Source organism: Dongia mobilis, assembly GCF_004363235.1.
Lineage (GTDB): Bacteria > Pseudomonadota > Alphaproteobacteria > Dongiales > Dongiaceae > Dongia > Dongia mobilis.
Genome location: NZ_SNYW01000007.1, coordinates 257054 through 271671, shown reverse-complemented (window position 1 = coordinate 271671; position 14618 = coordinate 257054). Strand labels below are relative to the sequence as shown.

Here is a 14618-nt window from a genome sequence, read left to right as displayed (position 1 = left end):
ACACTCAGTTCGCCGCGGGCAGCAGGCTGTCGAACTCGCGTTGCAGCATGGTCCGCTGCGGCGAATCCGCCGGCAGCCGGTCCAGCACCTTCTGCCACAGGCGCTGCGCCTCGGCACGGTTGCCGGCGAGGCGCGCTACCAGGCCGCCGTAATAGAGCCCGAGGGGGTTTTCCGGATCGAGCGTGCGAATGCGCGCCACCGTCTCGATGAATTCCGGCGGCAGATATCGATCGAGGTCGGTGCGGCCGGCGATGATCGCATCGGCATAATCGAGCTGGATGTCGAGCCTGGCCGGCGCCAGCGCCGCCGCCTTTGCAAAGGCATTGCGCGCATCCTCGCCACGTCCAAGCACCTGATAGGCGCGGCCCAGGCGCAGCCAGCCGTCGAGGTCATCCGGCTCGGCGGCGAGGCGCTCGGCCAGGCGCCCGACCATGTCGTTGACGAATTCCTGCCGCTCCTCTGGCGACATCGCTTCCGCCGCGGCGATGTCATCGGCACTCGGCCCGGCGGCACTTGGTCCGGCAGCACTTGGTCCGGCAATGCCCGTATCGGGTCCGGCACGACCAAGTCGCTGCGAGGCCCGGGCAATATGCTCCTCCAGCGTGGCCCGCCAGGGCGCGTCGGCCGGCGAGTCGGCCTCAAGCGCCATCCAGTCCGAGAGGGCACCTTCGAGATCGCCGTCCTGGGCGCGGCCGAGTGCCAGGAAGAAGCGCGCCATGGGATGGCTGGGCTCGGCGGCGAGCGCCCGGCGGAACGCGGCACGCGCCGGCTCGCTCATCTCGCCGTCATTGGCAACCAGAAGGGCACGGCCGTATGCAGCGAGGGTATCCGCCGAAGTGGCGCCCAGCGCCACCGCCTTGCCGAAGGCGGTGGCGGCATCGCGCGCCAAATCGGCATCGGCATAGGCATTGGCGAGAGCGACCCACGCCGCGGAATCATTGGGTTTGGCCGCGACCGCGTCCTGCAGGGCAACAATGGCCGGCGGCAAGGCCGTCGCCTGGGCGGAACTCGCGAAGGGCTGACCCGGCAGGTCCGGCCGACCGACCAGCAGATAGAGGCCAAAGCCCAGCAGCGGCAGCACCACCGCCGCCACCACCAGCATGCCATGGGACGGCAGGCGAGCCGGCCGCCATTGCGGGCCCTCGGTCAAGGCCAGGATCCGGCGCTCGATCTCGACCTGCGCCTGTTTGGCCTGGTCCGGCGCGATCAGGCCAGCAAGCGTGTCGCGATTGAGCTCCTGCAGCTGGTCGCGATAGACCTCCAGGGCGAATTGCGCCTCGTTCTTGAACTTGCGTGTGTTGAAGAGCGGCAGCGCCAGCAGCACCGCCGTGACCAGCGTCATCGCGGCAAGGACGAACCAGATCAGGATCATGCCGCATTCTCCCCGCCGTCTTTCCCGAGCGCGCGGGCAATGCGCTGCCTTTCCTCCGCGTCAAGCGACGACGGCATCGCGACGCTCGGCCGGCGGCGCAGGAAGCGGATCATGAAAGCGAGGCCGAGCCCCAGCACCACGAAGGGGCCGATCCACAGCACCATCGTCTCGGCCCTGAAGGGGGGCGTGAACAGGACGAAATCGCCATAGCGCTCGACCAGGAAGTTGCGAATTTCGTCGTCGCTCTTGCCGGCGGCGATCTCGGCGCGGATCAGGCGGCGCAGATCAACCGCGATGCCGGCGTCGGACTCGCCGATCGATTGCGACTGGCAGACGACGCAGCGCACTTCCCGCATCAGGTGGCGCGCGCGTTCCTCGAGGGCCGGATCGTCCAGCGGCACGTCGACCGCCAGCGCCGGCAGCGCCACAACGAGGCAGATGAGCGGCAACAGCCAGCCGGTTCGCGCCGTCTTCATCTTGTCAGCTCGGCGATGAGAGGAAGAATTTCGTCCGCAAGACGCGCCTCGTCGATCGGCTGCGCCAGGCGGTAGCGCACGATGCCGTCACGGTCGATGACAAACGTCTCGGGCACGCCGGTAAGGCCGAAATCGATCCCGATGCGCCCCGTCTCGTCGGCGCCGATGGCGGCGAACGGATCCCCCAGCTCCGCCAGGAAGCGCAGCGAATCCGCCAACCTGTCCTTGTAGGTGATGCCGACGAGACGGATCTCCGGGACCGCCGCCAGTTCTTTCAGCAACGGATGCTCCGCCCGGCAGGGAGCGCACCACGACGCGAAGAAATTCAGCACCGTCACCTGGCCCCTGAGATCGGCGTCGCCCAGTCCTGGCATCTCCGGCGTCAGGCCGGGCAGGACAAAGGGCGGCACCGGCTTGCCGACCAGGGCCGAGGAGATGCTGGCCGGATTGCGGGCCGGATCCAGGCCACGCCAGAAGACTGCAACCAGGACCAGCACGACAACAAGCGGCAGGATGAAGAAGAGGCGGTGCATTCTAGGTTACGTCTCCTGCCCCGCTCAGGCCTTGGCCGGTTGTGCCGCGGGCTGGCGGCTGGGCGCGCCGACGCGATAGCGCCGGTCGCTCATGGAGACGAAGCCGCCCAGGACCATGACGATTGCACCGGTCCAGATCCACGGCACCAGCGGCTCCTCGTAGATGCGCACTGTCCAGGCACCCGCCCCGTCGCTTTCGCCGATCACGGCATAGAGATCGCCGAAGAAATGGGATTCGATCGCCGCTTCGGTCGTCGGCATCGGCTGCACCATGTATTGCCGGCGCTCGGGATAGAGTCTGGTATAGAATTCACCGTCCTTGAGCACGGTAAAATCGGCCTGCTCGGCAATGTAATTGGGTCCGCGCACGCCACGGACCTCCTCCAGGCGATAGGTGAATCCACCGATTTCGATGGTCTCGCCGGGCCGCATCTGGCGTACCACCTCTTCCTTCCAGGCAGCCGAGGCGGTCATGCCGATGATCGCGATCGCGAGGCCGGCATGCGCCAGTGTCATGCCATAGGCGGCGCGCGGCAGATGGCGCATGCGCCGCCAGCTTTCCGTAAACTCGGTCCGGAACAGCCGCACCCTCTCGGCCCATTCGACGAAGGTGCCGGCCAGCAGCCAGAGTCCGACGCCGATGCCGAGCGCTGCCATTACCTCGGAACCGAAATCGATCCAGGCGGCAACCACGATCCCCGCGACCCCCAGGATGCCGGCACCCCAGAGCCGCTGCAACGCGCCGGAAAGATCGCCGCGCTTCCAGCCCAGCAGCGGGCCGACCGCGGCCAGCAGGATGAGCGGCAGCGAAATCGGGATGAAGGTCCATTTGTAGTAGGGCGGGCCGACCGAGATATCCTGCAGCCCCAGCACGTCGAAGATCAGCGGCAGCAGCGTGCCAAGCAGCACGACGAAGGTAAGCGTGGTGATGAACAGGTTATTGAGCATGAGGGCGGCTTCCCGGCTCACCGGGGCGAACATGCCGCCTGGCTTCAGCACCGGCGCCCGCCAGGCGAAGAGCGTCAGTGCGCCGCCCAGGGCGACACCCAGGATGGCAAGGATGAATACGCCACGCTCCGGGTCCTGCGCGAATGCATGGACCGAGGTGATGACGCCGGAGCGTACCAGGAAGGTGCCGAGCAGCGAACAGCCGAAGGTGAGGATGGCAAGCAGCAGCGTCCAGGCCTTGAGGGCGTCGCGCTTCTCCACCACGATCGCCGAATGCAGCAGCGCCGTGCCCATCAGCCAGGGCATGAAACTGGCGTTCTCGACCGGGTCCCAGAACCACCAGCCGCCCCAGCCAAGCTCGTAATAGGCCCAATGCGCGCCAAGGGCGATGCCCCCGGTGAGGCTGGTCCAGGAGAGCAGGGTCCAGGGCCTGACCCAGCGCGCCCAGGCGGCGTCAACCTTGCCTTCGATCAATGCCGCCACGGCAAAGGAGAAGGCAATCGAAAAGCCGACATAGCCGATGTAGAGCATGGGCGGGTGGAAGGCGAGGCCCGGATCCTGCAGCAGGGGGTTTAGTTCCTCGCCCTCGAACGGGGCCGGGCTGATGCGCGCAAAGGGGTTCGACGTGAACAGCGTGAAAAGGATGAAGGCGATGCTGATCATCGCCTGGACGCTGAGCGTGCGGGCCTTGAGGCGCGGCGGCAGGTTCTCGCCGAAGACCGCTACCAGTGCGCCGAAGAAGGCGAGGATGGTAACCCAGAGCAGCAGCGAGCCCTCGTGATTCCCCCAGGTGCCGGAAATCTTGTAGAGCAGCGGCATCGAAGAATGCGAGTTGAGATAGACGATGACGACGGAAAAGTCGCTGACGACGAAGGCATGAACCAGGGCCAGGAAGGCGACCAGCAGGAAGGCGAACTGGCCGATCGCGGCGGGCTTGGCCAGCAGCATCCAGGAACGAATGCCGCGCTGGGCGCCCACCAGCGGCAGGATGGCCTGGGCAAGCGCCAGGACCAGGGCGAGTACGAGGGCGAAATGGCCAATCTCGATAATCACGGGTCGACACCTTCGCTGCCGTTGATCGCGGTCGCGGCCGCACCTTCCTGCCAGCGCCCGGATTCCTTGAGTGCTTTCACCACCTCGGCCGGCAGGTAGTTTTCGTCATGCTTGGCAAGAACCTCGGCGGCGACAAAGCGGCCGTTATCGTTGAACGAGCCCTCGACCACGACACCCTGACCCTCGCGGAAGAGATCCGGCAGGACGCCGCGATATAGAACCTCGACGCTGTTGCTGAGATCGGTGACGCGAAAGCGGTGGGTGGCGCCGTCATCGAGTTTGCCAACGCTGTCGACCTCTACCAGACCGCCCAAGCGCACGGTGCGCCCCGGTTCCACCGGCTCTTTCGTCACCTGGGTCGGGCTGACGAAATAGGAAATGAGATCGCTGTTGATCGCGGAAAGAACCAGGCCCGTCGCGGTTCCGAGGAGGGCGAGGCTGATAACCAGCAGATAGAGGCGCAAGGTCTTGCGTTTCATGATCCAGATCCGCCTAGGCGTCGTTCCGGCCGGTGTCGCGGCCCTGCGCGTCCTGCCCGCTCCCGTCGCGAGCGAGGCGCTGGAGCGCACGTTCGACCGCGCGGCGGCGTCGGTAGCCATCAAGCCAGATCGCCAGCAGCACAAGGCCCGTGACGCCATAGGCCGGCCAGACGAACTCGGCATAACCGCCCATGGCCAGGAATGCGCCGAACGCCGTCTCCTCCATCATCCCTGCTCCGCCTGCATCGCTTCGAATCGGGCCTGGCGCTGTGCCCGCAGCCTAGCCTCCATCAGCAGGGTTCGCATGCGCTCGAGGAGCGCCGTCAGCAGAAAAAGGTGAAATGCCACCGCCATGGTCAGCAAGGGCCAGAGCATGCTCGGATCAATGCTGGGGCCGTCCATGCGCGTGATCGACGCAGGCTGGTGCAGGGTATTCCACCAATCCACCGAGAACTTGATGATCGGCAGGTTGACGAGGCCAACCAGTGCCAGCACCGCAGCCGAGCGGCGGCCGCGATTGCGGTCGTCGAAGGCATCGAGCAGAGCCATGTGGCCAAGATAGAGGAAGAACAGCAGCAGGAACGAGGTAAGGCGCGCATCCCAGACCCAATAGGTGCCCCACATGGGCTTGCCCCAAAGTGAACCGGTGGCAAGCGCCACCAGGGTAAAGGCAGCGCCGATGGGCGAAAGCGCCTGGGCGGCGATATCGGCCAGCGGATGGCGCCAAATCAGGGAACTGGCGCTGGCGAGGCCGAGCAGCAGATAGGCAAAGAGCGCCATCCAGGCGGCCGGCACGTGGACATACATGATGCGCACGGTCTCGCCCTGCTGGTAATCCGGCGGTGAGGCCAGGAGGGCAAGATACAGCCCGGCCAGAAAGCTCAACGCTGTCAAGCCTTTAAGCCAGGGCAGGACCCGTGTGGCGAGGCGCTGGAAGCGGCCTGGATTGGCGAAACGGTGCATGGGTCAGGTTATACCTTCCCCAACCCGCCGGGGCCAGACTTCGTGTGGGGGCCAGCGTCAGTCTGGCGCAGGCACGCCACTACCCCGCATTATATCCCTAAACACAACAGGGGCGCCGCCTGCTGGCGACGCCCCTGTGCTGCAATCCGATCGGTCGATCAGATCGTGCTGACGGCCAACGCGGGCTTACATGCCCTTGTTGTAGGTGCCGTGCGGCTGCACGATGATGTCGACGCGGCGGTTCTGCTGGTTCTCCACATTGTCCTCGCCTTCGGCTTCGCCGACGGCAATGACGGAGACATCGGCCGCGAGCGGCACGCCGGCTTCGGCCATGGCATTCATGACCGACTTCGCACGGCGCTGAGCCAAGGCCTTGTTGGCATTGGTCGAGCCGACGGTGTCGGTGTAGGCGTTGATCTGAACATGGGCGATCGGATACTGGCTGAGGAAGTTGCCAGCATCGGTCATCGCCGCCGACTCGCTGTCGCGGATCGCGGCGCTGCCGGTGTCGAAGTAGACCGAGGTGGTCTGCGGTCCGACATCCTGCGGGACGTGCAGCGATTCGAGATAGGCAAGACGCGCGCGGATCGGGTCGAGGAAGCGATTGAGCGCGGCCTCGGCGCGGGCGCGGTGTTCAGCCGCTTCCTCGGCGAGACGCACGCCTTCCTGGCGCAGCGGCAGGTTGGTGTAGAGATACGGCGCATCGGCGTCGATGCTCTGCTTGATCTCCTCGGCGCGTTCCGACTTATCGGCGGCAGCGTCGAGATGATAGAGCAGTTCGCCGAAATCGCCTTCACGGGTCTTGTCGACATTCGCCTGAATGTTCGACAGGTCCGGTTCGCGATTGGGCGCCGCGCACGCCGACACGGCAAAGAGAGCCGAGCCGAGCAGCAGGAGCTTTAAGCTACGATTCATGATTGGTTACCCCCTGGGACGTTCACGTGAAAGGGTGCGAATACCGCGGTTCGCATCCGCCCGACACCTGAGAGAGCGTCGGATGATTAACAATAAGCCGATTCAATCTGTGGAATCCATGTTGATTCAGCCTATTTCCCGCACCTGTGTCAAAATGCCCGCATATGTTGCGGATGCGCCACAAACGCCGATCTCGCACTTCTGTCGCCAGCCGGTCTCCCGAGGTTCGACAGCAAGGCAAATATGTGTGTCGAATCACATTTCTTGCTCGAAGATTGGCTGTCGGGCGGTTCTAATAGGCTGAAATACCCAGAAAATTGATGCCAATCCCAGCCTGACCCCTCATTGCAGAACTTGACGCAGCGCGCCGGCCAGCGCCCAGGGACAGGCAGCCAGCAGACCGAGGTCCAGGGCGAGCAGCAGTTGCAGTGCTGCCACGGGACTGTCGCCGCGCGCCACCGCCAGGACCGCCCCCATGCCAAGGATGAGCACGGGCACAAACAGGGGCAGAACGATGAAAGCAAGCAGAATTCCGCCACGGCGGGCACCCAGGGTAAGGCCGGCGCCGAGTCCGCCAAGGAGCGACAGGGCCAGGGTAATGCCGATGAGGGCGAGGAGCAGGATACCGTAAAGTTCACCGGGCAGATGCAGCAGCAGGCCGAGAATCGGCGCCGCCAGCAGCAGCGGCAGACCCGTGGTCAGCCAGTGCACTAGGACCTTGGCCATGGCTGCCAATTCCAGCGGCAGCGGCGAGAGGAAGATCAGGTCGAGCCCGCCATCCTCGAAATCGGCGGCAAATAAGCGATCCAGCGACAGCAAGGCAGCCAGCGCCGCCATGGCGACGACAATGCCGGCAGCGATACGGGCCAGCAGCGCCGGCTCCGGACCGATGGCGAAGGGAAACAGGGCGCCCGCCGCCAGGAAGAACAGGACCACGGCAAGCAGATCGATGCCATGACGGAGCGCCAGCGCCAGATCGCGCCGCAGCAGGGCCATGAAGGCGCGACTCACAGCCGGGCCTCGTTTTTCGGCCCACGGCCGAGGGCGAGAACCGAACCCGGGAGCGCGATTTCGTCGTGACTGGAAATCACCGCTATGCCGCCAGCAGCAAGATGGCGGCCGATCAGGGCCGTCACCATCGCCTGACCCTCGGTATCAAGCGCGGTGGTCGGTTCATCCAGCAGCCAGAGCCGGGATGGGCGCAAGAGCAGGCGCGCAAGGCCGAACCGGCGCCGCTGCCCGGCGGAAAGATACTGCGCCGGCAGGTCGACCGAGGCAGCGAGCCCCACCTCGGCCAGTACCGCCTCGATCTCCACCGTGCCGCCCAGGAGCGCCCGCCAGAAAGCGAGGTTGTCGCGCAGTGTAAGTTGCGGCTTCAGGGCGTCGAGATGCCCGAGAAAGGCGAGTTCCGCCCGAAAAGCGGCGCCCAGGCGGTGGGCATCGCGGCCGCACCAAAGCACTTCGCCAGATTCGGGCGCCAGCAGGCCGGCGATCAGGCGCAGCAGGCTGGTCTTGCCACTGCCGTTCGGCCCGCGCAGGAACAGCGCTTCGCCCGCCGCGACGGCAAAATCGACGCCGCGAAAGAGCAGCCTGTCGCCACGGCGGCAGGCAAGTTGCCGCGCCTGCAATCCGGCAAATGCAGCGGCTGTGCCCAAACCCCCTCCCCGAAGCAAATCCGACGCTAGGCGCCGGCGATGGTCAAACCGTCGATGCGCAATGTCGGCGCGTTGGTGCCATATCTGAAGACGAGATCGTCGGCGGGCGTGAGCGCCTTGAACATGTCCTTCAGATTGCCGGCGATGGTCAGTTCGGATACCGGAAAGGCCAGTTCGCCCTTCTCGATCCAGAACCCGGCGGCCCCGCGGCTGTAATCGCCGGTGACGCCGTTGACGCCGGAGCCGATCAATTCGGTGACATAGAAGCCCTCGGTGATGGCCCCGATCAGTTCCTTCACGCTGGTCCTGCCCGCCGCCATATGGACATTGCTGGGGCTGGGCGAGGGCGGGCCGGAGGTGCCGCGCGAGGCATGACCGTTGGAAACCAGCCCCAATTGCCGGGCCGAGCGGCAATCGAGCAGCCAAGTGGCCAAGCGGCCGCCATCGACCAGTTTTTTCGCCGTCGTCGGCAATCCCTCGCCGTCGAAGGGACGCGAACGCAGGCCGCGCGGTCGGTGCGGATCGTCGACGATATCGAGGCCGTCGGCCAACACCATTTCGCCCATTTTATCCTTGAGGAACGAGGTACCGCGCGCGACGGAGGCACCATTGATGGCGCCGACCAGATGGCCGACGATGGAATTGCTGATCCGCGGGTCGAACACGACCGGAAGCGCCGCCGTCTTCGGTTTCCGCGGATTGAGGCGCCGGACTGCCCGTTCACCCGCTGACCGCCCCAGTTTCACCGGGTCCTCGAGATCGGCGAGATAGACGGTCGAGGAATAGTCGTAGTCGCGCTCCATGCCGGTGCCGCTGCCGGCCAGGACCGAAACGGAGAGGCCAAAATGGCTGGCGGCATAGCCACCCAAGAATCCGTGGCTGGTCGCAAGCATCACTTCCGATCGGCCATAACCGGCCTCGGCGCCCTCTGAATTGGTCACGCCGGCGACGCTGCGCGCGGCATCCTCGGCGGCACGAACGAGTTCGCTGAGCCGGCCCTCGCTGGGCTCGGAGGCGTCGCAGAGGTCGAGCTGCGGCCAATCCCGTGCCAACTGCCCTGCTTCGGCAAGGCCGCAAAAGGGATCTTCCGGCACGGCCCGTGCCATCGCCACGGCACGCTCGGCCAGTTCCTTGAGTGAAGCCGGCGCAAAATCGCTGGTCGAGACGATCGCCTGGCGCTTGCCGACCAGCACGCGCAAGCCGAGATCCCGGGATTCTGCCCGCTCCAGCTTCTCCTTTTTGCCGAGCCGCTCGCCGACCGAAAGTGAAACCGAACGGCCGATGACCGCGTCGGCCGCCTCGGCGCCCGCCTGCCGGGCCATGGTGATGAGGGAATCGAGGATGCTGCTCTGGTCGATCTGGGTCATGTCGCTCATGCCGGGTGATGGCGGAAGGAAACTCGGCCAGACATATGGCCGCTTGCGGCCGGGCGCACAAGCCGGGCCCCGCAAGCTGGGACAAAGCAGCGCAAAACTCAAGCCCCGCTTGCCAAGGGCGGGCGGCCCCGGGCTATTCTGGCGGCAGGAAAATCCATCTGCCGTGGCGATCCACCTTGCTGCGGCGTCGGGACGATCAGCCTTGCACAGCGCCGCCATTACCGATGTCTTGATCATCCTGCTGGCGGCCATCGCGGTGGTGCCGGTATTGCATCGGCTGGGCGTGTCCTCGATTCTCGGCTATCTCGCCGTCGGCATCGTCATCGGCCCCTTCGGCCTCGCCGCGATCGCCGACCCGGAAGAGGCGGCCTGGCTCGCCGAATTCGGCATCGTCTTCATGCTGTTCGCGATCGGCCTCGAACTCCCGCTCGAACGCCTGAAGACCATGCGCTACTACGTTTTCGGACTGGGCGGCGCCCAAGTTGTGGCGACGGCTCTATCGATCGGCCTGCTTGGCTATCTGCTGGGACTCGATCCGGAAACCGCCGTCATCCTGGGCGGCATCCTGGCGCTGTCCTCTACCGCGGCGGTCCTGAAGCTCCTGGTCGATCGCGGCGAAGCGGCGGCGCGGTTCGGCCGCATCGCCGTCGCCGTCCTGCTGCTGCAGGATCTCGCCGTGGTGCCGATGCTGGCGCTTATTCCCCTGATGGGCGGTGACGGGCGCAGCATCTGGCTGACCCTCGGGATGGCCCTCCTCAAGGCGGCGATCGCCCTCGCGATCATTGTCCTGGCGGGTCGATTCCTGGTGCGGCCGCTGTTCCGCCAGATCGCCGCCACCGGAAATGCCGAACTTTTCACCGCAGCAGGGCTCTTCATCCTGCTCGGCCTCGGCTGGGTGACCGAGGCGGCCGGCATGTCGATGAGCCTCGGCGCGTTCCTCGCCGGCATGCTGCTGGCCTCGACACCCTATCGCCACCAGATCGAGGCGGATATCCAGCCCTTTCGCGGCCTGCTGCTGGGCCTGTTCTTCGTCTCGGTCGGCATGGGCTTCGACCTTGCTGCCGTGGCCCGATCGGCGGGCCTGGTGTTCGGGCTCACGCTGGGCCTCGTCCTGGTCAAGGCCGCGGTCATGGTTGCGATCGGCTATGCCTTCCGCCTGAAGGCGGAGACAAGCTGGCGCACGGCGCTGCTGCTCGCCCAGGGCAGCGAGTTCGGCTTCATCCTGACTCTGCTGGCCACCGGCAGCGGCGTGCTGACACCGGATCTCAAGAACCAGGTCAACGCCGCGATCGTGATCAGCATCGCGCTGACGCCGTTGCTGGCGGCACTCGGTGGGCGCATTTCGATCGCGATACGCGATCGCCACGGCCGGCGCCTGAGTTCCATTGCTGCCGAATCCGAGGAATTGGCGCAGCATGTACTGGTGGCCGGTTATGGCCGCGTCGGCCAGGCCGTCTGTCGGTTGCTGGACGATATCGGCCTCTCCTACGTCGCCCTCGATCTTGACGTGCAGCGCGTGATGACGGCGCGCGCGCGCGGTTTCCCGGTCTATTTCGGCGACGCGGCGCGGCTCGACGTGCTGCGCGCCGCCGGCATCGACCGCGCGGCGCTGGCAGTCCTCGCCATCGACAACCCGGCCAAGGCCGAACGCATGGCGGAAGCCCTGCGCGCCGCCGTGCCAACCCTCACCATCGTCGCCCGGGCCTGGGATTCCGGCCATGCCCGGCGCCTTGCCGAAATCGGCGTCGCCGAGGCGGTGCCGGAGGATGTCGAAGTGGGTCTGGCCATGGGCCGGCGCATGCTGGACCGGCTTGGCCGCGGCGACAGCGATCTCGCCGCCCGAATCGCCCAGTTCCGGGTTGCCCATGAGGCCTTCAGCGAACCGACCCGGATCGGCGAGCGCATCAGCAAGGATTGAGGCGGGTCAGCCGATCCTGCCGCTTAGCGCCTGGCGGATGAGGGCTGCAGTCTCCGCCTTGCCGTAGAGGGCGATGAAAGTACCCATGCGCGGCCCTGTCTCCTGGCCCAGCAACACCTCGTAAAGGGTCTTGAACCAGGCACGCAGTTCCGGGAAGGGGTGCTGCTTTCCCACTTCGTAGACGATGTTCTGCAGATCCTCGGCACTGGCATCCGCCGGCGCCGCATCAAGGCGCGCCAGCAGATCCTCAAGCGCCTTCCGCTCCATTGCATCGGGCGCGCGGTACTGCTTATGCGGTTTCACATGGTCGCGGTAGTAGTTGATGGCATAGCCCACCAGCTTGTCCAGGAAAGGCGCCGAAGCGGGCGTCGCCTCCGGCAGATAGCGGCTGATGAAACCCCAGAGCGTCTCCTTCGCTTCGGCATTGGCGACCGAGGCAAGGTTCAGGAGAATGCCGTATGGCAGGCTTGCCCCGGTCGTCGGCGGGTTGCCGTTGTGGATATGCCAGGCGGGGTTCTCGAGGCGCTGCGCTGGCGTTTCCGCCGCAAACTTCTCGGTAAAGGTCAGATAATCGTCGACCGCGCGCGGGATCACGTCGAAATAAAGGCGCTTCGCGGCGCGCGGCTTCTGGTACATGAAGAGGGCAAGGCTTTCGGGCGGCGCGTATTCCAGCCATTCCTCGACCGAGAGGCCGTTACCCTTCGACTTCGAGATCTTCTGACCCTTCTCGTCGAGGAAAAGTTCGTAATTGAAGCCCTCCGGCGCCGGCGAGCCCAATTTGCGGCAGATCTTGCCGGCAAGCTGCACCGAGGGGATGAGATCCTTGCCCGACATCTCGTAATCGACACCGAGCACATGCCAGCGCATGGCCCAGTCGGGCTTCCATTGCAGCTTGCAGCGGCCGCCGGTCACCGGCGTCTCCACCTTCGAGCCGTCCTCGTCCTGATAGACGATGGTACCGGCATCGGCGTTGGTCTCGAGTACCGGCACCTGCAGGACGCGGCCGGTCTTCTGGCAGACCGGCAGGAAGGGCGAATAGCTGGCGGCGCGTTCCTCGCGCAGGCTCGGCAGCATGATGTCCTGCACTTCCTGGTAATGCCGCAGCACATCCAGCAGGCCCTGGTCGAAACGGCCCGACATGTACCAGTCGGTCGAGGATTGGAACTCGTACTCGAAGCCGAAACTGTCGAGAAAGCCCCGCAGCATCGCATTGTTGTGGTGGCCGAAGCTCTCATACTTGTCGAAGGGGTCCGGCACGCGGGTCAGCGGCTTGCCGAGGAACTCGGCCAGCATCTCCTGGTTGGGGACGTTGGTCGGCACCTTGCGCAGGCCGTCCATGTCATCGGAGAAGGCGAAGAGGCGCGTCGGGATGTCACTCAAGCGCTGGAAGGCCTGGCGCACCATGGTGGTGCGCACGACCTCGCCGAACGTGCCGATATGCGGCAGGCCCGAGGGGCCGTAACCGGTCTCGAACAGCACATAGCCCTTTTTCGGCGCACCGGCCTTGTAGCGTTCGACCAGCTTCTTGGCTTCCTCGAACGGCCAGGCGCGGGCGGCTGGGGCATAGGTACGGTCGTCGGTCATCTTCTGTCTCGGGCACCAGATTGTCAAAAAGCCGCCGGAGACTAGGGATTCCGCCACTTTGCCGCAAGAGCGAAAGGCGGGAACGGGCGGGGATCAGGGTTGCGCGGGGCGCGACCTTTGCCTCAGGGCCGCACCAGGCTCACCACCGCCTCAACCGGCAGGTGATCCGAGCCGACATCGGGGCCGGCCGAGAAGGCGTGGATGCGCGCGCGGCCACGGGCAAGGATGTGATCGATCGGCAGGCGGATCGGCCAGGGGCCCCAGGCCGGCCAGGAGGGTGCCGCGAAATCATTGCCGAGCCCGCTCGTCGCGCGCAATTCCCGCTGGATGCGGGACCAGGGCGCGGCGTTGAAATCGCCCATCAGGACGAGGTCTCGCGGCAGACGCGCGAGACCAGCCGCCAGTTGTGCTGCCTGCTCCGCCTGGGCCAGGTGCGGCAAGCCGTCGGCAGGAACGACGGCGTTTGGATCGTCGGCAAGGCCGGGTGGGTCTGCCGGCAGGAGCGGCCAGACCAGGTGCGTGACTGCGACCGTCACCGGCCCGTGTCCGGGCAACGCCAGTTCGCCCCAGGCCAGCACCGGCAATCGGCCGTCTATGCGCCCGGCGCCGGAGCGGGTGAAGGGATGCCTGGAAAGCAGCATTTCCTCGCAGCGGTGATCGGCGCCGATGCAGTCGATGGCATAGGGATAGAGCTCGCGCAGAGTTGCCAGTTCGGTCTTCCAGCGCGGCGTCACTTCGACCAGGCCGACCACGTCGGCATCGCTGGCGGCAAGGTAATCGCGCACTGCCTGATAGCTGTCGCCGCGATACCAGACATTGAGCGAGACGACCTTGAGGCGCCGCTCCTCAGCCATCGGCGTCACCACCAGCCCCGGTGCCGGCCAGTGGGGATGGATGATCCAGAGCTGGATGAGGGCGATCGCCAGGACCGGCAGCAGCCAGTACCAGCGGCGCAGTGCCAGGGCGAGCAATGCCAGAAATACGGCGCCCAGCAGGATCTGGAAGGCGAAATGCTCGGCGACGGAGGCCAGTGGCCACAGGGGGTGGAAGAGCGGCAGCAGTGCTGCTGCACCAAGGCCAAGAACACCCAGCGCGAGCAGCCGGCACGACAGGCGGAACAGCCAAGACGTCGCCACCGGTGCCCGGTTCCCTGGCCGAGCCTGCCGCCCGGCTTCCTCCTTCATCGCCATGCCATCTCCAACGCTATCGCCCAGCCTGCACGCCATCTGCCGGGGCAGCATATGGCGTATCGCGATGGCGGCAATGTGGCATCGGGTGTGCGATTTCGCGGCAGGTTGTACCTGCCGCGCCTCATGCATCCGTGTCATATAGGGAGCAAGGCATGT

14 protein-coding genes are annotated in these 14618 nt (G+C 65.9%); 1 reads left to right on the top strand and 13 read right to left on the bottom strand.

Annotation, left to right across the window (positions count from 1 at the left end; all coding sequences use genetic code 11):
* Positions 1–4 precede the first annotated feature (4 nt).
* The 11 genes from ccmI to A8950_RS06995 form a co-directional block, all read right to left on the bottom strand.
* Positions 5–1372: a c-type cytochrome biogenesis protein CcmI gene (ccmI, locus tag A8950_RS07045; protein WP_133612928.1), complete on the bottom strand. Its 1368-nt coding sequence runs from the start codon at positions 1370–1372 to the stop codon at positions 5–7.
* Entirely contained in the window at positions 1369–1848 is a 480-nt protein-coding gene (locus A8950_RS07040; protein ID WP_133612927.1) for a cytochrome c-type biogenesis protein, read from the bottom strand. Before A8950_RS07040 ends, ccmI begins: the two co-directional genes overlap by 4 nt.
* On the bottom strand, positions 1845–2381 hold the full coding sequence (locus A8950_RS07035; protein WP_133612926.1) for a DsbE family thiol:disulfide interchange protein: 537 nt from the start codon (positions 2379–2381) through the stop codon (positions 1845–1847). The genes A8950_RS07040 and A8950_RS07035 overlap by 4 nt, the downstream gene beginning before the upstream one ends.
* 24 nt (positions 2382–2405) lie before the next feature.
* Positions 2406–4382 (bottom strand): heme lyase CcmF/NrfE family subunit, encoded by a 1977-nt coding sequence (locus A8950_RS07030; RefSeq protein WP_133612925.1) that lies wholly within the window; start codon positions 4380–4382, stop codon positions 2406–2408.
* A complete protein-coding gene (gene ccmE / locus A8950_RS07025; RefSeq protein ID WP_133612924.1) occupies positions 4379–4861 on the bottom strand; it encodes a cytochrome c maturation protein CcmE in 483 nt (160 codons plus the stop codon). The genes A8950_RS07030 and ccmE overlap by 4 nt, the downstream gene beginning before the upstream one ends.
* 13 nt (positions 4862–4874) lie before the next feature.
* Complete coding sequence (ccmD, locus tag A8950_RS07020; RefSeq protein ID WP_208109776.1) at positions 4875–5090, bottom strand: heme exporter protein CcmD; 216 nt, start codon at positions 5088–5090, stop codon at positions 4875–4877.
* A complete protein-coding gene (locus tag A8950_RS07015) occupies positions 5087–5824 on the bottom strand; it encodes a heme ABC transporter permease (RefSeq protein WP_133612923.1) in 738 nt (245 codons plus the stop codon). The genes ccmD and A8950_RS07015 overlap by 4 nt, the downstream gene beginning before the upstream one ends.
* Positions 5825–6010: 186 nt before the next feature.
* Positions 6011–6739 carry an OmpA family protein gene (locus A8950_RS07010; protein ID WP_133612922.1) on the bottom strand — a complete coding sequence of 243 codons (729 nt, stop codon included), beginning with the start codon at positions 6737–6739 and terminating at the stop codon, positions 6011–6013.
* A 342-nt stretch (positions 6740–7081) separates the two neighbouring features.
* Positions 7082–7750: a heme exporter protein CcmB gene (gene ccmB, locus A8950_RS07005; RefSeq protein WP_243735555.1), complete on the bottom strand. Its 669-nt coding sequence runs from the start codon at positions 7748–7750 to the stop codon at positions 7082–7084.
* Entirely contained in the window at positions 7747–8394 is a 648-nt protein-coding gene (gene ccmA, locus A8950_RS07000) for a heme ABC exporter ATP-binding protein CcmA (RefSeq protein WP_243735554.1), read from the bottom strand. The genes ccmB and ccmA overlap by 4 nt, the downstream gene beginning before the upstream one ends.
* Before the next feature lie 26 nt (positions 8395–8420).
* Positions 8421–9770 carry a TldD/PmbA family protein gene (locus A8950_RS06995; protein WP_133612921.1) on the bottom strand — a complete coding sequence of 450 codons (1350 nt, stop codon included), beginning with the start codon at positions 9768–9770 and terminating at the stop codon, positions 8421–8423.
* Between the two features lie 163 nt (positions 9771–9933).
* Between A8950_RS06995 and A8950_RS06990 the strand changes: the two genes are divergently transcribed.
* On the top strand, positions 9934–11688 hold the full coding sequence (locus tag A8950_RS06990; protein ID WP_166645037.1) for a monovalent cation:proton antiporter-2 (CPA2) family protein: 1755 nt from the start codon (positions 9934–9936) through the stop codon (positions 11686–11688).
* A 6-nt stretch (positions 11689–11694) separates the two neighbouring features.
* Here the strand turns inward: A8950_RS06990 and A8950_RS06985 are convergent, their stop codons facing one another.
* On the bottom strand, positions 11695–13272 hold the full coding sequence (locus A8950_RS06985) for a lysine--tRNA ligase (RefSeq protein WP_133612919.1): 1578 nt from the start codon (positions 13270–13272) through the stop codon (positions 11695–11697).
* Positions 13273–13394: 122 nt separating this feature from the next.
* Positions 13395–14462 carry an endonuclease/exonuclease/phosphatase family protein gene (locus tag A8950_RS06980; protein ID WP_166645036.1) on the bottom strand — a complete coding sequence of 356 codons (1068 nt, stop codon included), beginning with the start codon at positions 14460–14462 and terminating at the stop codon, positions 13395–13397.
* Between the last annotated feature and the right edge of the window lie 156 nt (positions 14463–14618).